The following is an 18,966-nucleotide window of genomic DNA, read 5'->3' as shown; positions in this document are numbered from 1 at the left end:
TTTACAGAGGTTGACTAACGGACAGGAGAGCGAGCCATGCGTATCGGCGTACCACGAGAAATCAAGAATCATGAATACCGGGTCGGACTGACTCCTGCATCTGTGCAGGAGCTGGTCGGCCACGGTCACGTGGTGCTGGTCGAGTCAGGTGCCGGTGACGCGATTGGTTACGATGACGCGTCATACCGGCAGGCTGGCGCCCAACTGGTTGCCTGTGAGCAGGTTTTCAGTGACAGCGACCTGATCGTCAAGGTCAAGGAGCCGCAGGCCGAGGAGCGGCAACGCCTGCGTCCAGGGCAGACGCTGTTTACCTATCTGCATCTGGCGCCGGATCCGGCCCAGACCCGGGACCTGCTTGCATCCGGGGCAACCTGCATCGCCTATGAAACCGTGACGGACGCGGCCGGCCGTTTGCCGCTGCTGGCGCCCATGTCTGAGGTTGCCGGCCGTATGGCCATTCAGGCCGGTGCCAGCTGCCTGGAAAAGGCCCATGGCGGCCGCGGCGTTCTGCTGGGTGGTGTTCCGGGCGTGCCACAGGGGCGAGTAGTCATCCTCGGAGGTGGCGTTGTTGGCAGTAATGCGCTGGCGATGGCGGTCGGACTGGGAGCCCAGGTCCTGGTTCTCGACAAGAGTGCCGACGTGCTGCGTCGTCTTGATGACCGGTATGGCAACCGGATTCAAACCCTGTATGCGACCAATAGCGCTATCGAAGAAGCGCTGCTGCAGGCAGATCTGGTGGTGGGGGCGGTGCTGGTACCGGGTGCGGCTGCGCCAAAGCTGATCACTGCCGAGATGGTTGCCAGGATGCCGTCGGGCAGTGTGCTGGTGGATGTTGCCATCGATCAGGGCGGCTGCGCCGAGACCTCTCATGCCACGACCCATGCAGATCCGACCTATATTGTTGATGGCGTGGTGCATTACTGCGTTGCCAACATGCCGGGCGCGGTCGCCCGGACGGCGACGCAGGCGCTGAATAATGCGACATTGCCCTTTGTGCTGGCACTGGCAGAGCAGGGTGTGGCGGCGGCGTTGCGCTCCAATCAGCACCTGGCTAACGGCCTGAATGTCAGTCGGGGGGCGTTGTGCAATCGCGAAGTCGGAGCGGCGCTCGGCCTGCCGGTGCAGTCTCTGCAGGAGGCCTTGAGCGCGATGGCCTAGCCTGGCTGGCCGCCAAGGGGTAACGACAACAACGCTTGTAAACCGATGGGGGCTCTATAACGTGGACAACCAGACTGCCGCGGCAAACCTGCGGACCCTGTACGACGAATATGCCCGGCGCCTTGATGCGCTGGAGCGGGACCTGCGTAGCAGCCATTCTACCGACTGGGCCGAGCAGGCCCAGGAGCGCGAGAATGACGATGTGATGCGGGGGCTCAAGCTGGAGGCCGAAGCGGCGCTGCGTGAGGTGGAAGCAGCGCTGCAACGTCTGCGTGAAGGGCATTACGGGCAATGTCAGCGCTGCGGCGAGCAGATCGCGTCCGCGCGTCTTGAAGCCTTGCCGGCGACGCCCTGGTGTGCCGGCTGCGCCGATCAGGCCTGATCGCTCTCGCTGCGCAACTGGTCGATACGCTGATCCTTGCGTTGCCACAGATCTGAGACCCAGCGCTGGAAGTGCTCCCGGTAATGCGGATCGCCGCTGTAGTCGCCTTCCAGCAGGGCCTCTGGCAGCTCGCATTCGTGAATGTCGACGATTACATGCGGGACCTGACCGCTGACCAGCGCCCAGAATCCCGGAGGTCGTGCACCGGGGTAGACGATGGTGACATCCAGAACGGTGTGCATCTGTTTGCCCAGCGCGGCGATGACGAAGGCGATACCACCGGATTTGGGTTTCAGCAGGTTACGGTAGGGCGACTGCTGCTGAGCGTGTTTGGCCGGGGTGAAGCGCGTGCCTTCCAGATAGTTGACCACGGTAACCGGCAGCCCCTGGAACTTCTCGCAGGCACGCTGGGTTATTTCCAGATCCTTGCCTTGATCCTCCGGATGTTTCGCCAGGTGGGCCTTGCTGTAGCGCTTCATGAAGGGGTAGTCGAGCGCCCAGAAGGCGAGGCCGAGAAACGGCACCCAGATCAGCTCGCGTTTGAGGAAAAACTTGAAGTAGGGTGTCTTGCGGTTGAAGGCCTTGACCAGCGCGGGGATGTCGACCCAGGACTGATGATTGCTGATGACCAGATAGGAGTGCTGCTGGCTGAGATTGGCATCGCAACGGATGTCCCAACGGGTCGGCGTCAGCAGTGCGAAGATCGCCTTGTTGCCCTCTGCCCAGGTTTCGGCGATCCACATGACGGCGGCGGAGCACAGTCGTTGCAACGGGGGCCATGGCAGCAGCTTGACGATGCCGATCAGCAGCATCGGGCCGATTCCTGTCAGCGTGTTGAGCAATATGAGCAGGCAGGTAAGGATACCTGTGATCCAGTGCGGCATGGCATGTCCCTTGGGTAATTCAGTTCCAAGCATAGCGAGTTTTCTGCGGCCGCGACCAGTCTGTGTTCACCCGTAAGGGTGATGTGCAGGCGCCCGGGGCGCTTCTATCGTCGGGGGCCTGACGGGTTTACGTTGCAGCCTTGGAGTGGGCATGGGTTCTGCCGGCAAGCTGGATATCTGTTTTCTCTACCGTCGGGCAGCGGGGGGGCCGATAGTGCGTCGACGTGGTCAGCAGGTATTGCTTGCCATGCTGTCCGGCGTACTGCTGTGCCTGCCCTGGGTCGATGGCAGTCTGTACTGGACCGCCTGGTTTGGCTGGCTTCCGCTGCTCTGTGCCCTGCAGGGCGTGTCGCCGCTTCGTGCGGCGCTGCTGGGATGGCTGACCGGCAGCCTGTTCTATCTGGGCACAGCCTATTGGATGGTCCACTTTGCCATTCACCTCAAGGGCTTGTCACTGCCGCTCAGTGTGCTTCTGGCAGCGCTGTTCTGGATCTATTGCGGGGCTGCAATCGGACTCGGTTGCCTGCTCTATCGCTGGTTGGCTCGGCGTCTGCCGCAACTGGTACTGCTTAGCTTTCCGCTGTCCATCGTCGGCGTCTGCGCCCTGTTTCCCGGGTTGTTCGATATTCGTTTCAGTGAGACCCAGGCAGCGTTCCTGATCGCGATTCAGGGCGCTGATGTGGTCGGCGCTCAGGGCATGGACTTGCTGATCCTGCTGGTCAACGGACTGCTGTTTCAGCTGCTTGCGGGTGTGCGCGGTCGGGTAGCGTCGGCACTGGCGGCAACGGGCGCGGTGCTGGTGCTGGTCTGGTTTGTTTACGGTTGGCAGGCGCTGGCCCACTGGGATGCCGAGGTTGCCAACTGGCAGCGTATGCGTGTCGGGCTGGTGCAGCCCAATGACGCGCCGACCCGGCGGATTCCTGCGCCGCCCGCCGGATATTCCCGGCAATATCCCGAGGAGATGGAAGCAAGCCGTCGCCTGGTCGCCGCCGGCGCGCGCTGGGTTGTCTGGCCGGAGGCCCGTTACAAGGGTTACTTTGATCACCAGAGTGTCCGTCAGGCCTACGCCGACCAGGTGCTGGCGATGGGCGCCGATCTGTTGTTCCATGATGTGGAGACCCGCAATCGCCACGCCGAGCCGATCAGTTACAACACGATGGGCTGGCTGCGCCGCGACGGCGAACTGGCAGAGCGATACCGCAAGATGCTGCGCGTGCCCTTTGGTGAGTACCTGCCGGCGTTCTGGCAACTGCCCGGCATCAGCACCTTGACCCACGCCGTGCTGGGGGACTATCTCCGGCCCGTAGGGGCGGGGGACGTGCATACCCGTTTTGCGATCGACGGGATGCAGGTGGTACCGAAAATTTGCTACGAGACCGCCTTCCCCGAGTTTATTGCCGACGCGATCGGGGATGAGGTGAGCGGCGCTGTGCTGCTGTTTGTCTCCCAGGACAACTGGTTTGGCGAGACCTCGCAACCCTTTCAGCACCGGGCCATATCGATCATGCGAGCGGTTGAAAATCGGGTTCCCATGGTGCACCTGATCAACAATGGCCCTTCGGTTGCGGCGGCACCCAGTGGTCGGCCGCTGGCGGGTACGCCGGCCTTTTCGCGGGCCGAGTTGCTGGTTGATCTGCCCTATTCCGTCAGTGCGCAGGCCAGCTTCTATGGCCGTCATGCACATCTGCTGGGGCGGCTGTGGCTGGCGATGCTGGCCGCGCTGATACTGCTGGCAATCCTGCTGGTCCGGCGGCAGGGGCGTGACGCCGGCACGGCAGAGGTTCACGGCACTCGCTAACCTGCACGCGGAGTATGCAGCTCAGCGTGTCAGCTACCTGGCAGCTTCTCGCTGCGGTAGAGGGGTTGTCCTTCCTTGATGGTTTCCAGCACCCGGAGCGAGAGCAGGTCCTCTTTAGCCACGGTGCTCGGGTCACGATCCAGGATGATCAGGTCTGCCAGCTTGCCGCTGCTGATCGAGCCCTTGCTGTCCCCTTCAGAATGCTGCCAGGCGGGCCAGAGAGTCATTGCCTTGAGGGCAGTTTCCACATCCAGCCGCTGGTCCGGGCCAAGCACATAGCCGCTGCGGGTAACGCGGTTGACCGCGCTGTGCAGCAAACGCATCGAGTCGGGGAAGATAACCGGCGCATCGGAGTGGATGCTGAAGGTCATCCCAGCCTGCTGAACCGCGCGGGTGGGAGAGATGAAAGCGGCCCGCTCCGGTCCGGCAACCGAGGTGCGGTGCCAGTCGCCCCAGTAGAATGTATGCATCGGATACAGTGAGGGGAAGATACCCAGCGCCTTGAGCGGCGGTATCTGGTCGGCTCGCAGATACTGTCCGTGGATCATCACCGTATGCGGTCCGGACGAGGGCGGGTTGCCGGGCTGAGCCATGCGCACCAGCCGGATCATCTGATCGATGGCGGCGTCACCGTTGGTGTGAATCAGCAACTGCCAGCCGTGGGCGTAGGCCTTGCGCATCATCGCCAGCGGTACGGCGTCGTCGGCAAAAATCGGACGGCCGCGGTAACCGGCCTGTTCATGTTCAGGGGGCTGGGCGTAGGGCTGGGTGAACCAGGCAGTCTTGCCCTGCGGAGAGCCGTCAAAGGTGAGCTTTACACCGCCCAGACGCAGGTGACTCCGATAGTCGTGGGACATCAGCGGGCCGGTGAGTACCGGGCTGTCGAGGGTTTGCTCCAGGTCCGGATAGATCACCAGGTCCAGCTTGAGCAGACCGGCGTCGGCGGCCTGTTGCATGCCGACCACGGTATCGGCGGAGGCGCGGCCTTCCTGCACTGTAGTGAAGCCGTTGGCCAGATAAATCTGTTGGGCCCGGTTGAGCATGTCGGCGTGCTGAGCCGCAGTGAAACGGGGTATCAGCCTGATCAGTGTGGCGATATGCGCGTTCTCTTCCATGACGCCATTGGGCGTGACACCGTCCGCCTCCCGGATAATGACGCCGCCTTCGGGATTGACGGTGGTCGCGTCGATACCGGCCTGCTTCAGCGCCAGGCTGTTGTAGACCCCCAGGTGCCCCGACTGGTGGATGGCAACAATCGGAATGTCGGTGGCAACTGCATCGAGCTCCTGGCGAGTTGGGTGGCGTTTTTCCGCCAGTTGCGAGTCGTCGTAATTGAAGCCGATCAACAGGTTCATCTCGCGCGCCTCGGGATGGGCTGCGAGGTGCTCCCGAAGCGCAGTCTGCAGCTCGGCGATTGAGCTTCCCGGACCATCGGGCGGCGGCAGCAGGTTGGCCGAGATGGTCTGCAGGCCAACCATGCTGAAATGGCTGTGCGCATCGAAGAACGCGGGCAGCAACGCGTGACCTTGCAGGTCATGCAATGCAGTCTGTGCCGTCCGGTGGGCACGTTCGATCTCGGCACGCGAGCCGACGCCGATAATTTTTCCATCGGCAACGGCAACCGCTTCGGCGCGCGGTTGCTGGTCATCCATGGTCAGAATCGGACCGCCCAGGTAAATGCTGTCGGCGACTTGCCCAGTGGCAGCGGTTGTCGGGATGCTGGCAAAAAGCGTCAGGGCAAGGGCTGTGTAACGTGCGCTCATGGCGTGTCTCGCTCCATTTGGTTAGCCGTCTCAATGGGGCGGCACCGAGGGTGATCAGTTGGAGTGTAGACGGCTCTGTGGCAAGGATACCGGAACGGGTCGGGTTTGCCGTGGCCACTGGGCCATGGACCGATTCAGGCGAATTGACCCGCGGTGTAGCCGGATGACCAGGCCCACTGGAAGTTGAAGCCGCCGAGATGGCCGCTGACGTCGATCACCTCGCCTATGAAGAACAGCCCGGGACAGTGCTTGGCTTCCATGGTCTTGGAACTGACGTCGTCGGTGCTGACGCCACCGAGGGTAACCTCGGCGGTGCGATAGCCTTCTGTGCCGGAGGGCTTGAGCTGCCAGCTGTTGAGCTTCGCCCCGATCTCGCGCAGCTGTCGATCCGGCATTTCGGCCAGCGCTGTATCGTCGTCGGCCGGCCACCAGAGCGCCTGCAATTCGGCTACCAGCGACTTGGCCAGATGGATGGCCAGGCGGGTTTTCAGCCGGCTGCGTGGTTGCTGCTGTTTTTCCTCGAGCAGCCAGGCTGTGGCATCGAGGCCGGGCAGCAGGTCGACACTGAGGGTGTCGCCCGCCTGCCAGTAGTTGGATATCTGCAGCATGGCCGGGCCGCTCAGACCGCGATGGGTAAACAGCATGGCCTCACTGAAGTGCTGGCCGTTGCAGCTGACCTCGACATCCAGCGCCAGGCCGGCCAGCCGCTCGCAGATCGGCTTGAGCTGGTCGCTGAAGGTGAAGGGCACCAGCCCGGCGTGGCGCGGGACCAGTTTGAGGCCGAACTGCTCGGCCAGCTGATAGCCAATGCCGCTGCCGCCGAGTGTCGGGATCGACAGACCACCGGTGGCCACCACCAGCGACTGGCAGCGCAGTGTGCCGGGGCGGCCCTGCTGTTCGACGCTGAGGACGAAGCCGCCATCCTCTGCCCGGGCTACGGTGCTCAACTCGCAGTGGGTACGAATTTCCACGCCGGCCTGCAGACATTCGTTCTCCAGCATGTCGAGGATCGGCTTGGCCGAGTCACGGCAGAACAACTGCTGGTGTTTGCGCTCTTCATAGTCGATGGCGTAGCGGCCGACCATGGAGATGAAGTCCCACTGGTTGTAGCGCTTGAGGGCTGATTTACAGAAGTGCGGGTTGGCGGAGATGAAGTTGTCTGCCTCGACACTGTAGTTGGTGAAGTTGCAGCGCCCGCCACCGGACATCAGGATTTTCTTGCCGATGCGGTTGGCGCGCTCGAGTACCAGCACCCGGCGGCCACGCTGGCCTGCGGTGGCGGCGCACATCAGGCCCGAGGCGCCGGCGCCGAGTACGATTACGTCAAAGTCGAAAGCGGGCTGGGGCACGTTGAACTATCCGCAAGGGCAGGGTGGCTGGAAACGGCGAATTCTAGCATTGTTGGGGTGTCTGCGCCGGGCTGGCGTAGAATGGCGGTTTATCCCGTTATCGAGGCTTGTCGCATGTCTTCCAGTGTCCCGCCGGACCACCGCAATGCTGATCCGCTGCACGGCGTTACTCTCAAGGTGCTGCTGCAGTGGCTGGTTGATCGCTATGGCTGGGACGAGTTGGGGCGGCGGATTCCGATCAACTGCTTTGTGCACGAGCCCAGTCTGAACTCCAGTCTGAAATTCCTGCGGCGTACCCCGTGGGCGCGCGAGAAGGTAGAGGCGCTGTATATTGCTAGTCTGCCAGCCAGCCGAGAGTAACGCCTGCCAGAATCAGGTAACGCCCGCCCTTGGCGACCAGTACGATCAGGGTGAAGCGCCAGAGCGGTTCGCGCATGACCCCGGCGACGATGGTCAAAGGGTCGCCGATGAAGGGCGCCCAGCTCAGCAGCAGTGACCAGAAGCCCCAGCGATGATAGGCCTGCTGGGTGCGATGCAGACGCTCGGGTGTCAGCGGGAACCAGCGCCGTTTCTGGAAGTGTTCGATATAGCGCCCCATCCACCAGTTGATCATGGCGCCCAGCAGGTTGCCGGCGGTCGCCACCATCAGCGTCAGGGTCAGGTCGTAGCGCTCGGTCAGCAGCATGCCGACCAGCACCACCTCGGACTGCAACGGCAGCAGGGTGGCGGCACCCAGTGCGGCCAGGAACAGCCCTGCATACCCGCTAAGTTCCCACATCTATTCGTCTCGACTGCGGTGTTGGCCTGCATGATAACCCGCGTAGCCGATATTGCCTGAGTTGACCTGAATTTCAGCGCTTTGTTCTGAATTTCCAGAAAAGCCGAAGTATGCCTTCACGCGCCTGGGCAAAACGTGAATAATTCCCCGCCCCGATCTTCTACCGTGCCGGAGTTTCCTTGTCAGAGCTGTCTGCCGACCTGTCGTCGGCGTCTTCAGATACCCCCCATCGTTCCCTTTCCTGGCTGGTACTGCTTGCCCTGGCTGTCGGAGGCTTCGGTATCGGTACCGGTGAATTTGTGATCATGGGCCTGATGCCGACCATGGCCGCGGATCTGGGTGTCAGCGAGCCGCAGGTCGGGCACGTCATCAGTGCCTACGCTCTGGGCGTGGTCGTCGGTGCGCCTATTCTGGCTGTGCTGGGTGCTCGCCTGTACCGGCGACACCTGCTTTTGCTGCTCATGGGGTTCTTTGCCCTTGGTAATGCCGCGACGGCGCTGGCGCCGGGTTATCACTCGCTGATACTTGCCCGTTTCGTTACCGGCCTTCCGCACGGCGCCTATTTCGGAGTTGCGGCGCTGGTGGCCGCGTCAATGGTGCCATCGCACAAGCGTGCGGCGGCGGTCAGCCAGGTAATGCTCGGGCTGACCATCGCGATTCTGATCGGCAATCCTCTGGTAACCCTGATGGGCCAGTCGATTGACTGGCGTTATGCCTTTGTCGCTGTGGCGCTCATTGCGCTGCTGACCATGCTGCTGGTTGCCTGGGTTCTGCCGCTGGATCGCAGCGAGCATCGCAGCAACCCATTGAGCGAACTGCAGGCGTTTCGGCGCATTCAGGTCTGGTACGCGCTGGGTATCGGTGCAATCGGTTTTGCCGGCATGTTCTGCGTGTTCAGTTATCTTGCGGTAACCCTGCTGGAGGTCACCCGGGTATCGCCGCTGGTGGTACCGATAGCGGTGGCGACCTTCGGTGCAGGCACCCTTGCCGGCAATCTGCTGGGCGGCTGGCTGTTCGAGCGTCTGCAGTTCAGGGCCGTTGCTGTGGTGCTGATCTGGAGTGTGCTGGTGCTGCTGTTCTTTCCGTTTGCCGTACAGACGCTGTGGAGCGCGCTGCTGGCAGCCTTTCTGGTCGGCACCATGGTTGCCCTGTCGCCGCCCCTGCAGACCCGCTTGATGGATGTGGCGGCCGATGCTCAGACCCTGGCAGCGGCCTCGCACCATGCGGCGTTCAATGTGGCCAATGCCCTTGGCCCCTGGCTGGGCGGAGTGGCGATCAGCGCCGGTCTGGGCTGGACGGTGACCGGCTATGTCGGTGCCGTCACGGCAGCACTGGGCATGCTGCTGTTTTTGCTCGCCTGGCGGCACCAGCGCCAGCACCCGGAGGACATGCGTCCCGGGAGCTGATCTCAGGCCTCGCCGATGTTTGCGTCGTTGAAGGCGTTGGCGCGCTCTGCTGCCGGGCGCGCGAAGGCGGCGGCAACGTAGTCGGCAAAGCCGGGGCGTTCGGGGACGATCCCCTCCTGCATGGCCCAGCCCAGCTGGGATGACAGATACAGATCGGCGGCGGTAAAGTTGTCGCCGCACAGCCAGGGGCCGCCGAGCATCGCCTGTTGCAGGGTATCGAGGGTGTCTTCGAAGCTGCCGAAGCCGACCATGCGCGCGCGCTCCGGTGGAACTTCCCAACCCAGCTTGCGGGCGGTAATGGCCTGTTCCAGCGGGCCGGCTGCAAAAAAGAACCAGCGCAGATAGGCGGCACGGCGCGGATCGTCGACCGGCGGTGCCAGCCGGTGCCGCGGGAAACGGTCGGCAAGGTAGGCGCAGATGGCCGGGCACTCGGTAATCAGCAGGTCTCCGTGCATCAGGGCGGGTACCTTGCCCATCGGGTTAATCACACGATAGGCGTCGCCTTTCATCTCATCGCCGTAACGAATCCAGACCGTTTCGTAGGAAACCTGCAGCTCCTCGAGCATCCAGTGCACCATCCGGCCGCGCGACTGCGGATTGCTGTAAAGGGTGAGTCCATGCATGGGTGGTTCTCCATTACCGCTCATTCAGTGTCTTGCAAGCATAGTCGCTGTTTGTCGGGTCACCAGTCCAGCACTACCTTGAGCAGGCCGATGCTGCTGACGGCCAGCAGAGTCAGGCCCAGTACGCGGAAGAAGCGGCCGCCGCTGTCTGCCAGCATGCGGTTGTGGAAGCGCAGGCCAATCAGGTGGCCGACTGTTACACAGGGCAGCAGCCAGAGATGATGAATCAGTTGCAGGTCTACTCCGGCCCAGACGAAGGCGGCCATCTTGATGGCAACCAGCACGAACCAGAGTACGAACAGGGTGTCGCGCAGCTTTTCCCGGGCAACATGCTGCGCCGCAACGGCGATGATCAGGGGCGCGCCGATCAGCGATGTGCCGCTGATATAGCCGCCCAGCATCAGAAACAGGGTATCAACCAATCGGCTGTTACTGCGAAACGGCCGGTTGAGAATGTAGGAGATCGCGTAGCCGGAGACGATGACGAAGATGATCATGCTCATCACGTCGGCCGGCAGGGTCAGCAGGCCGAACACGCCGATCAGCTTGGGCACCATCATCACTGTCAGCATGTGGCCGAGATAGCGCCAGTCGACCGTGCCGCCGCCAGCCGGGCGCGACGCCGCGCGGTTGTTGAGAAAGACCGTGAGCGACGAGAACAGCAGCAGATGTGCGGCGATCAGCGGCAGGAATACCAGCGGATCGTCGTGTACCAGCAGTAGAAACGGCAGTGACAGTACGGCCCCGCCGAAGCCCAGCCCGGACCGGACAAAGCCACTCCAGACGAAGATCAGGCCGATCAGCAGATACTGCGTCAGGGTCAGATCAGTCATGGCAGCGTCTCCGGGTCAGTGTGGCGCGATAGTGTACCCGAGCGCGCTGGCGCGGTGGTTCAGCGATTGCGGTCGAGCGTCAGATCGGTGTGGCTGTAGAGGCGGAAATCGCCGCTGGTTTCGGCATAGTCCCAGCGTTCGACAGCGCAGTGGTGAAACAGGCCGTCGGTTCTGTGTTCGATCAGGTTGACCGAGTTGGGTATGTTGCCCCGCACCCGGGACGACAGGGCGGTGCCGGCTTGGGCGGTCCAGGCTTGCCGTTGACCATGGCCGTTCAGCGGTCGCACATAGGGCAGGTGGATGTGGCCGGCCAGCAGCAGGTCCATCCCGGCATCAATCCAGCGCGGCACGATCCGCTCGTGATTGATTAGCAGATTGGCCTTGTCCGACGCTTCAATGGCTCGTACCGGATGGTGCTGGATAACGATGCGTAACTGGTCGCTGCGCGCACTTCGCAGCAGGCGTGAGACCCGCTCGATCTGACGCTCGCTGAGTTCACCGTTCTTGTGGCGCTGCGGGCGGGTGGAGTTGACGCCGATGACCAGCAGTCGACTGCTCTCGTACACCGGCTCCAGTTCGTTGCTGATGTGGTTGCGGTAGTGACCGTAGGGGTTGAACAGTCGGCCGACCAGATTGAACAGCGGCAGATCATGGTTGCCCGGCACCGAGAGTACCGGGGCCGGCAGTTGATCGGCAAAGGCCCTGGCGCGGCGGAACTGCTCGGCGCGCGCGCGCTGGGTGATGTCGCCGGTGAGCAGCGTGAGGTCCGGCCGTCGTTCCGCCGCGAAGGCGAGCAGGGCGGCCATGACCTCTGGCTGCTCGGTGCCGAAATGCGGGTCGGACAGGTGCAGTAACCGGATCATGCGTACTCCCGCAGATGCTGATCGCGGGGCACCAGCAGCGGCAGTCGATGGCCTGCTACCTGGAATAACAGCGGCGAATGCATCCAGCTGATCTCGCCGTCCATGGCTACCTTGACCCGACGACCCCGCTTGCCAAGGCGCACGCGCATCTGCCGGAAGCCGAAGCTGCTGACTTGCTCTGCATCACCGAGCCGGCTTAGCAGACCACGCAACAGCAGGCCGTAAAGTGCCAGCGTCCCCATTGGTCTGGCGGTCATGGCGACCAGATTGCCGTTGTCGAGCGCTTCACGCTGGGCAATGCCCACGTGCTCAAGCTGCAGCGCGTTGTTGCCGACCACGATGGTCTGGGTGCGGAAGCGTTTCAGCTGGCCCGCAGTCTCCAGTTGTACGCTGAACTGGCGATGAGCCCTGAGCAGGGTTGCCAGAGCGGCCCAGAATGCGACCAGGCGGCTGCGACCGTAGCGTTGCTTCCAGGCCTCGCGATCCTCGAGTAATGCGGGGTAGAGGCCAAGGCTGGCATTGACCAAAAATACCTGGCCGTTGAGCAGGCCGACCTGGACCGGCTCGATTATCGCGTCCAGCAGGCAGCGGCAGGCCTGCTCGGTATTCTGTGGAATGCCATAGCGGCGACCGAAATAGTTGAATGTGCCTTGCGGCAGGATGCCGAACGGGACATCGCTGCCCAGCACCGCGTTGCTGACGGCATTGAGTGTGCCATCGCCTCCTGCGGCGATCACCGCGCCCTGGTGCCGGCGTGCCTGTTCCAGTGCGATTCGGGTCTTGTCGGCCAGCTCGCTGCCTTTGCCCGCCTCGAGCAGGGTAAAGGTGCGGCCTGCCTGAGTAAGGACGCGTTCTATGGTCTGACGCACGGTCTCGCCGTCGTGGCGACCGGAGCTGGCGTTGAGCACGATGAACAGCGGGGCCTCGGCGGGCAAGGGCTGTCCGGCGGATAGGGGCATGCGGTACCTCGCGGCTGCGTGTGTATCGGATACGGGTGACGCAGATCCTGGCTGGTTTCGGTTTTAGTCAGGCGGTTGTCGCCGAAGGTTCCATCCGTGTTGTTCGCACCGAGCGCTGTGTCGCGGCTCTTAAGGCTGGATTAAGACTCGCTCCCTAAACTACAGCCACTCTCCACTTCGGCTCAGGGATTTGTGATCATGTCGGCGTCTACCCAGCGGTACCACTCACTCAACGTATCATTGCACTGGCTCATGCTGCTGCTGATTGCAGCGGTGTATGCATGCATTGAACTTCGTACCAATTTTCCCAAGGGCAGCGATCCGCGCGAGCTGCTCAAGCACTGGCACTTCGCTCTCGGCATGGCGGTGTTTGTGCTGGTCTGGTTGCGCCTGATCGGGCGGTGGCTGTTTCCTGCCCCGACCATTACGCCAACGCCGCCGGCCTGGCAGCGTGCGCTGGCGAGCGCCATGCACTGGGCGTTGTACGGTTTGATGATCGGCCTGCCGTTGATTGGCTGGCTTATTCTCAGTGCCGGCGACAAGACCCGGATTTTCAGTTGGTTGACCTTGCCGTCACTGGTCGCGCCTGACCGTGCGCTGGCAGGGCAGCTGAAGGAAGTGCATGAATGGCTGGGCATCGCCGGCTACTGGCTGATCGGTCTGCACGCCGCCGCTGGGATTGCCCATCACTACGTGCTGCGCGACAACACGCTGGTGCGCATGCTGCCGGGGCGCCGCGCCAACTGAGTGCCGCAACTGGTTGTTGAAAGGGTGTCAGGCGCCGGGGCTCGCGAGCTCCGGCGTCGGTGTTCATGCCGGCTGGCGACAGCCTGGCAGCCGGCTCAACAGCAGCGGTAACGCCAGCCCGGCGCAGGCTCCGGCCAAGACGTCGCTTGGCCAGTGCACGCCCAGTGTCAGCCGCGACAGCCCGACCAGCAGCAGCCAGCTCAGGCCGAGCGTCACCCATAGCGAGCGCTGTCGGGGGTGCCGACGAGCCAGCACAATGACCAGCGCACCGGCGCAGGCGGCGGTGCCCAGTGTATGGCCGCTGGGAAAGCTGTAGGTGCTTAATGCTGCGGTGTCCCACAGCTCCGGCCGCGGGCGGGCAATCAGCAGCTTGCTGATGACCACCAGCAGGGCGCCGCCCAGTCCGGACAGCGCCAGCAGCAGGGCATTGGCAAGGTCGCGCCGGACCAGCATGCCAATCACCCAGCAGCTGATCAGTATCGTCAGGAACAGTGCCGAACCGGTGTGCGTTGCAAACGCCAGTAACTGCGACAGCGCGGAGGGAGTGTGTTGACCGACCTGAAGCAGCAGGGCCCGGTCGGCACCTGCTGTTGCGTCGTTGCTCACCAGAGCGGTCAGCGTGGCTGCAATCATCAACAGGGCGAGCGGGCCCAGCAGCAGGTGGCGTGGCGGTGGAGCGCTGGTCGTCGACATCCGGCTGGCGTACAGCAAGCCGAGCGCGACTGCGGTGCTCAACAAAAGCAGCGGCAGCGGCTGCATGGCAGCGTCCTCAGAACGTATAAGTGCCGGGCTGCGGCTCCAGAGCCGGCGGTACCGGCGGCTTGACTGTCGGTTCCGGTACGGGGCGGGGGGCGGGTGGTGTCAGCGGCCTGGGAGCGTCGACCTTGACGTGCTCGGCCAGCATTGCCTGCCAAAGGGTCTCAAACTTGCCGACAAAGTCTCTGAAGCTGTTGCGCTCTGCCAGTTGGCGAGCGTTATCGATAGCCGCCTCGGAATTCCACATGCTGGCGCGTTGGGACTCGCGCGCAGTGGATTCGGCGGTGCCGTAGATGAAGCCGGTTCTCACATCAACCAGCAGTGCGGACGTGGTTGCGCTGACGAACGCTTCCTTGTTCGGCAGAAAACCCAGGGTCACCGCCGACAGCGGACCGAGCGAGGTGCTTTCGACGTTGAAGCGTGTATCCAGAGTGTAGATCAGCAACATATCGGCCTTCAGGCGGGCGGCCCCCAGGCGCAGATCCTTGATGGTATTGAGCTCCTGCGGCAGGATCAGGCGGGTGATTGGCGCCACTGCGGCAACATTGTCCAGGGCGGCGATGCGCTGCACATCTTCTTCGCTCTCGACGTCGCGGGTGGTCACCACACTGAAGCTGCCGGTGCCGTAGCTGTCGGCGGTCAGCGAGCGGTAGCCGGAAGACTGCACGCGGACCATGGCCAGTCGTGCGGGGAATTGCGCTGCGGGCTCCAGCGCCATCAGCTCGACGATATCGTCATCGCCAAGCGTAGACATGTTTACCCCGGCCGCCGGTGTGGTGTAGGTGGCGCAGCCTTGCACAATGGCGAGGCCAAGGGCGAGCAGGGACACAAGAATACGTCGATTCATCGGCGTAGCGGTTCCTCGGAATAAGGGTGGGCGGTCCCGCGCGGCAGCCTTGTGGCAGCGGGGCCTGCGAACCGCGCATGGTATCGCGTTGAGCGCAGGGCAACAATCGGCGACAGAATCTTTCTCGGCTTTGCGGCCGCCTGCTGCGCGATGCCGGGGCGAGCACGTACACTGTGGGTCTTTGCATGCATCAGGGGTGGTAACCAGTGAGCGAGCTTTTTCGTATCGAACAGCGTGATCCCGAAACTTTCAGAAGGCAGACCCGGCGCAGCACGCTGATTGTCGTGGTGCTCTTTGCTCTGCTCGGCATGGCACTGCCGGCGCTGCTGATCGGCCTGTTCGGCAGCGCCGATGGCAGCAACTTTGGCCTGAATCTGACCGGTGTGCTGCTGGCGGCAGCGATCACCGCGACCCTGGTCCGTACCGTGTTTCTCAAACAATCCTGGATGGACGCTGCGGCTTACGGCTGGCGCCTGAAGCGCGCCCTGATGCGGGTGACCAACCAGATGCATCAGGTCAAGGACGCGGTGAAGGCGGGTGACGAGCAGGCGATGCTGCTGCTGCGCTTCTACCACCTTGGTCTGCAGCAGATGCACCACCTTGATGGCAACACCAGCGACATGCTGGAGCTGGTGGCCGAGCGCGAGCAGTTGCGTGAGGCGCTGGTCGAGCGTGGCCTCGCGGAGGATCAGATGGTGCTGCGCAGTGAATGGCTGGAGCATCTTGCCGGCCGCACCAAGGGCTAGCCGGCTTTCGGCGGCATAACTACCCATTCGGGTTCGTCAAACTCCCCGACGAAGCGAATCTCGCAGCAGTCTGCAGCGCTGCGGATAATCTCCGCGACGGCCGGGTCAGGCGTGCCTTCCATCGCATCCCGCGCGGCCTTGCTCTCCCAGTGGGCTATGGCAATCAGCTTGGCCGGGTCGCTCAGGCTGCGATGCAGTTCGGTGCCCAGGGCGCCGGGAGCCTGCTGAATCAGGCTGCTGGCGCGCACCCAGGCATCGGCGTAGTCCTCGGGCTGAAAGCCCGGCTTTATCGTCACCTCGAAGATGTATTTCATCGCTGGCTCCCGGAGTCAGTGCCGGCTGCTGTCGATATTCACCAGCCGCCCATCAATAAAGCGCAAGCGCCGGACCATGCCGTTGTCGGGGCCGTAGGTCCAGATGTCTACCGTGACGCTGCCTTCGGCCGGATAGCCATTCGGATCGATCAGGCGGGGTGTGTGCTCACGCTGATCTGGCTCGCCGCACAGTGCCAATATGTCATCCTGCGAGTCACCGGTCTCGACGATGCCCTTATCGCAACGCAGTGAGGCGGCCTGTGCGGTGGAGGTGGCGCTGACCACGGTCAGCAGGGTCAGTAGTAGCAGTCGGCCGTGCATTGGTTGCCCTCCCTTGGAGCAGGACGCTTGATGTTTACATCATGCCTGTGTCATTTGCACAGGTCGAACGTCAGGCACAAAAAAGCCCGGCGCGATGGCCGGGCTTCTTGCTTGCTGCGGGTCTTACAGGCCGAACTTGGCCTTGAACTCACGGCGACGGCGGTGCAGGACCGGCTCGGTGTAGCCGTTCGGCTGCTTGGTGCCTTCAACGCACAGTTCAACGGCGGCCTGGAAGGCAACGCTGTCGTCAAAGTTCGGCGCCATCGGCTTGTAGGCCGGGTCGCTTTCGTTCTGACGGTCAACCACTGCAGCCATGCGCTTCATGGTTTCCATGACCTGCTCTTCGGTGCAGATGCCGTGGCGCAGCCAGTTGGCGATGTGCTGGCTGGAGATACGCAGGGTTGCGCGGTCTTCCATCAGGCCCACGTCGTTGATGTCCGGTACCTTGGAGCAGCCGACGCCCTGATCGATCCAGCGTACAACGTAGCCGAGGATGCCCTGGGCGTTGTTGTCCAGTTCCTGCTGGATTTCCTCGGCGGACCAGTTGGTGTTCGGCGCCAGCGGAATGGTCAGAATGTCGTCAACGGAGGCCGGAGTGCGCTTGGCCAGCTCTTCCTGGCGCTCGGCGACGTTCACCTTGTGGTAGTGCAGGGCATGCAGGGTAGCGGCGGTCGGGGACGGAACCCAGGCGGTGTTGGCGCCGGCCATCGGGTGACCGATCTTCTGCTCCAGCATGGCAGCCATCAGGTCGGGCATGGCCCACATGCCTTTACCGATTTGCGCGCGACCTTTCAGGCCGGTGGCCAGACCGATGTCGACGTTGTTGTTCTCGTAGGCACCGATCCAGACTGCGCCCTTGATTTCGCCCTTGCGGATGAACGCGCCGGCTTCCATGGAAGTGTGGATCTCGTCACCGGTGCGGTCGAGGAAGCCGGTGTTGATGAACACAACGCGCTCGCTGGCGGCCTTGATGCAGGCTTTCAGGTTGACGGTGGTGCGACGCTCTTCGTCCATGATGCCGACTTTCAGGGTGTTGCGCGGCAGGCCCAGCATGTCTTCAACGCGGCCGAACAGCTCGGTGGTGAACGCCACCTCTTCCGGACCGTGCATCTTCGGCTTAACGATGTAGACCGAACCGGTGCGGGTGTTCTTGCGGCTGGTGTTGCCGTTCAGGTTGTGCATGGCGATCAGGCTGGTTACCGCTGCGTCCATGATGCCTTCCGGCACTTCGTTGCCGTCCTGGTCGAGGATCGCGTCGTTGGTCATCAGATGGCCGACGTTGCGAACGAACAGCAGGGAGCGACCGTGCAGGGTCAGGGTGGTGCCGTCGGCCTTGGTGTATTCGCGGTCCGGGTTCATGGTGCGGGTGAAGGTGCTGCCGCCCTTGTTGACGGACTCGGCCAGGTCACCTTTCATCAGGCCCAACCAGTTGCTGTAGACAACGGTCTTGTCGTCGGCATCAACGGCGGCGACGGAGTCTTCGCAGTCCATGATGGTGGTCAGCGCAGATTCCATCAGCACGTCTTTGACGCCGGCAGCGTCGGTCTGGCCGACGTTGCTGGTCGCATCGATCTGGATTTCGAAGTGCAGGCCGTTGTGTTTGAGCAGGACGGCAGTCGGCGCCGCAGCGTCGCCCTGGAAGGCGATAAACTGGGCGGCGTCTTTCAGGCCGGTGGTGCTGCCGTCTTTCAAGCTAACGCTCAGCTGGCCGTCCTTGACAGTGTAGCTGGTGGAGTCAACGTGGGAACCATTGGCCAGCGGTGCTGCCTCATCAAGGAAGGCGCGGGCGAAGGCGATAACCTTGTTGCCACGGATTTCGTTGTAACCCGGGCCCTTGGTGGCGCCGCCTTCTTCAGAGATCGCGTCGGTACCGTACAATGCATCGTACAGCGAGCCCCAGCGTGCGTTGGCAGCGTTCAGGGCGAAACGGGCGTTCATCACCGGCACAACCAGCTGCGGGCCGGCCATGGTGGCGATTTCCTCGTCAACGTTCTGGGTGGTGGCCTGGAAGTCAGCGGGTTCGGGCAGCAGGTAGCCGATCTCCTGCAGGAAGGCTTTGTATTCGGCAGCATTGTGGGGCTGACCGGCGCGTGCCTGGTGCCATGCATCGATCTTCGCCTGGAAGTCGTCGCGCTTGGCCAGCAGTGCCTTGTTCTTGGGAGCCAGGTCCTTGATCAGCGCTTCGACACCGGCCCAGAAGGCGTTGGCCTCGACACCGGTACCGGGAATGGCACGCTCGTTGATAAAGTCGTGGAGAACCTTGGCTACTTGCAAACTGCCAACTTGGACGCGATCTGTCATGTTACACCCTCACTGTGCTGACAACCTGCGCGCTACGCGCATCAGGACGTGGAAATTGGAGACGCGGTATGTTACACGATGATGTGTTGCAAAGCATGCCCGACAGGCGCAAATGTCCCGGGTCTGCGGCAGATCAGG

General features: G+C 62.9%; 20 protein-coding genes. 7 read left to right on the top strand and 13 right to left on the bottom strand.

What is annotated here, in order from left to right:
* Window positions 1-36: 36 nt before the first annotated feature.
* Entirely contained in the window at window positions 37-1,158 is a 1,122-nt protein-coding gene (ald, locus tag O5O48_RS02585; RefSeq protein ID WP_233048965.1) for an alanine dehydrogenase, read from the top strand.
* A 61-nt stretch (window positions 1,159-1,219) separates the two neighbouring features.
* On the top strand, window positions 1,220-1,540 hold the full coding sequence (locus O5O48_RS02580; protein ID WP_228245477.1) for a TraR/DksA family transcriptional regulator: 321 nt from the start codon (window positions 1,220-1,222) through the stop codon (window positions 1,538-1,540).
* Here the strand turns inward: O5O48_RS02580 and O5O48_RS02575 are convergent.
* Window positions 1,531-2,424 carry an acyltransferase gene (locus O5O48_RS02575; protein WP_228245476.1) on the bottom strand — a complete coding sequence of 298 codons (894 nt, stop codon included), beginning with the start codon at window positions 2,422-2,424 and terminating at the stop codon, window positions 1,531-1,533. The two genes, O5O48_RS02580 and O5O48_RS02575, sit on opposite strands and share 10 nt — an antisense overlap.
* Before the next feature lie 151 nt (window positions 2,425-2,575).
* Between O5O48_RS02575 and lnt the strand changes: the two genes are divergently transcribed.
* Window positions 2,576-4,222 carry an apolipoprotein N-acyltransferase gene (lnt, locus tag O5O48_RS02570; protein WP_269688065.1) on the top strand — a complete coding sequence of 549 codons (1,647 nt, stop codon included), beginning with the start codon at window positions 2,576-2,578 and terminating at the stop codon, window positions 4,220-4,222.
* Between the two features lie 29 nt (window positions 4,223-4,251).
* Here the strand turns inward: lnt and O5O48_RS02565 are convergent, their stop codons facing one another.
* Window positions 4,252-5,985, bottom strand: a complete 1,734-nt coding sequence (locus O5O48_RS02565; RefSeq protein ID WP_269688064.1) for an amidohydrolase — start codon at window positions 5,983-5,985, stop codon at window positions 4,252-4,254.
* 134 nt (window positions 5,986-6,119) lie between these two features.
* The gene (locus O5O48_RS02560) at window positions 6,120-7,274 is read right to left on the bottom strand and encodes an NAD(P)/FAD-dependent oxidoreductase (RefSeq protein WP_269688662.1); all 1,155 of its coding nucleotides are present in this window, start codon (window positions 7,272-7,274) and stop codon (window positions 6,120-6,122) included.
* Window positions 7,275-7,448: 174 nt separating this feature from the next.
* Here O5O48_RS02560 and O5O48_RS02555 point away from each other — a divergent pair, with 174 nt between their 5' ends.
* Window positions 7,449-7,694: a VF530 family DNA-binding protein gene (locus O5O48_RS02555; RefSeq protein ID WP_228245472.1), complete on the top strand. Its 246-nt coding sequence runs from the start codon at window positions 7,449-7,451 to the stop codon at window positions 7,692-7,694.
* On the opposite strand, the gene O5O48_RS02550 is transcribed toward O5O48_RS02555, so the two are convergent.
* The gene (locus O5O48_RS02550) at window positions 7,669-8,112 is read right to left on the bottom strand and encodes a YqaA family protein (RefSeq protein WP_228245471.1); all 444 of its coding nucleotides are present in this window, start codon (window positions 8,110-8,112) and stop codon (window positions 7,669-7,671) included. The two genes, O5O48_RS02555 and O5O48_RS02550, sit on opposite strands and share 26 nt — an antisense overlap.
* Before the next feature lie 305 nt (window positions 8,113-8,417).
* Between O5O48_RS02550 and O5O48_RS02545 the strand changes: the two genes are divergently transcribed.
* Entirely contained in the window at window positions 8,418-9,518 is a 1,101-nt protein-coding gene (locus tag O5O48_RS02545; protein WP_434006959.1) for an MFS transporter, read from the top strand.
* A 2-nt stretch (window positions 9,519-9,520) separates the two neighbouring features.
* Here the strand turns inward: O5O48_RS02545 and O5O48_RS02540 are convergent, their stop codons facing one another.
* From O5O48_RS02540 to O5O48_RS02525, 4 genes are read right to left on the bottom strand one after another with little or no spacing between them, the layout of a single operon-like run.
* Window positions 9,521-10,141 (bottom strand): glutathione S-transferase family protein, encoded by a 621-nt coding sequence (locus tag O5O48_RS02540; RefSeq protein WP_233048968.1) that lies wholly within the window; start codon window positions 10,139-10,141, stop codon window positions 9,521-9,523.
* Window positions 10,142-10,200: 59 nt separating this feature from the next.
* Window positions 10,201-10,974 (bottom strand): sulfite exporter TauE/SafE family protein, encoded by a 774-nt coding sequence (locus O5O48_RS02535; RefSeq protein ID WP_269688063.1) that lies wholly within the window; start codon window positions 10,972-10,974, stop codon window positions 10,201-10,203.
* 59 nt (window positions 10,975-11,033) lie between these two features.
* The gene (locus O5O48_RS02530) at window positions 11,034-11,837 is read right to left on the bottom strand and encodes a metallophosphoesterase family protein (protein ID WP_269688062.1); all 804 of its coding nucleotides are present in this window, start codon (window positions 11,835-11,837) and stop codon (window positions 11,034-11,036) included.
* Window positions 11,834-12,796: a diacylglycerol/lipid kinase family protein gene (locus O5O48_RS02525; RefSeq protein WP_228245467.1), complete on the bottom strand. Its 963-nt coding sequence runs from the start codon at window positions 12,794-12,796 to the stop codon at window positions 11,834-11,836. The genes O5O48_RS02530 and O5O48_RS02525 overlap by 4 nt, the downstream gene beginning before the upstream one ends.
* A 198-nt stretch (window positions 12,797-12,994) precedes the next feature.
* On the opposite strand from O5O48_RS02525, the gene O5O48_RS02520 reads away from it, so the two are divergent.
* A complete protein-coding gene (locus O5O48_RS02520) occupies window positions 12,995-13,543 on the top strand; it encodes a cytochrome b (protein ID WP_228245466.1) in 549 nt (182 codons plus the stop codon).
* 63 nt (window positions 13,544-13,606) lie between these two features.
* On the opposite strand, the gene O5O48_RS02515 is transcribed toward O5O48_RS02520, so the two are convergent.
* Both O5O48_RS02515 and O5O48_RS02510 read right to left on the bottom strand, forming a co-directional pair.
* Window positions 13,607-14,302, bottom strand: coding sequence for a phosphatase PAP2 family protein (locus tag O5O48_RS02515; protein ID WP_233048969.1), 696 nt, complete (start codon window positions 14,300-14,302; stop codon window positions 13,607-13,609).
* Window positions 14,303-14,312: 10 nt separating this feature from the next.
* Window positions 14,313-15,146, bottom strand: a complete 834-nt coding sequence (locus O5O48_RS02510; RefSeq protein ID WP_269688061.1) for a hypothetical protein — start codon at window positions 15,144-15,146, stop codon at window positions 14,313-14,315.
* Window positions 15,147-15,352: 206 nt separating this feature from the next.
* Here O5O48_RS02510 and O5O48_RS02505 point away from each other — a divergent pair, with 206 nt between their 5' ends.
* On the top strand, window positions 15,353-15,892 hold the full coding sequence (locus O5O48_RS02505; protein WP_228245464.1) for a DUF3087 family protein: 540 nt from the start codon (window positions 15,353-15,355) through the stop codon (window positions 15,890-15,892).
* Here the strand turns inward: O5O48_RS02505 and O5O48_RS02500 are convergent.
* From O5O48_RS02500 to O5O48_RS02490, 3 genes are all read right to left on the bottom strand, one after another.
* Complete coding sequence (locus O5O48_RS02500; RefSeq protein WP_228245463.1) at window positions 15,889-16,206, bottom strand: antibiotic biosynthesis monooxygenase family protein; 318 nt, start codon at window positions 16,204-16,206, stop codon at window positions 15,889-15,891. The two genes, O5O48_RS02505 and O5O48_RS02500, sit on opposite strands and share 4 nt — an antisense overlap.
* A gap of 15 nt (window positions 16,207-16,221) precedes the next feature.
* Window positions 16,222-16,527: a DUF2845 domain-containing protein gene (locus O5O48_RS02495; protein WP_233048971.1), complete on the bottom strand. Its 306-nt coding sequence runs from the start codon at window positions 16,525-16,527 to the stop codon at window positions 16,222-16,224.
* Between the two features lie 123 nt (window positions 16,528-16,650).
* Entirely contained in the window at window positions 16,651-18,828 is a 2,178-nt protein-coding gene (locus O5O48_RS02490) for a malate synthase G (RefSeq protein WP_228245461.1), read from the bottom strand.
* Window positions 18,829-18,966 lie beyond the last annotated feature (138 nt).

The sequence above is a fragment of the Halopseudomonas sp. MFKK-1 genome (assembly GCF_027474385.1).
GTDB classification, from domain to species: Bacteria; Pseudomonadota; Gammaproteobacteria; order Pseudomonadales; family Pseudomonadaceae; genus Halopseudomonas; species Halopseudomonas aestusnigri.
This window is presented reverse-complemented; position numbering and strand designations above follow the sequence as displayed.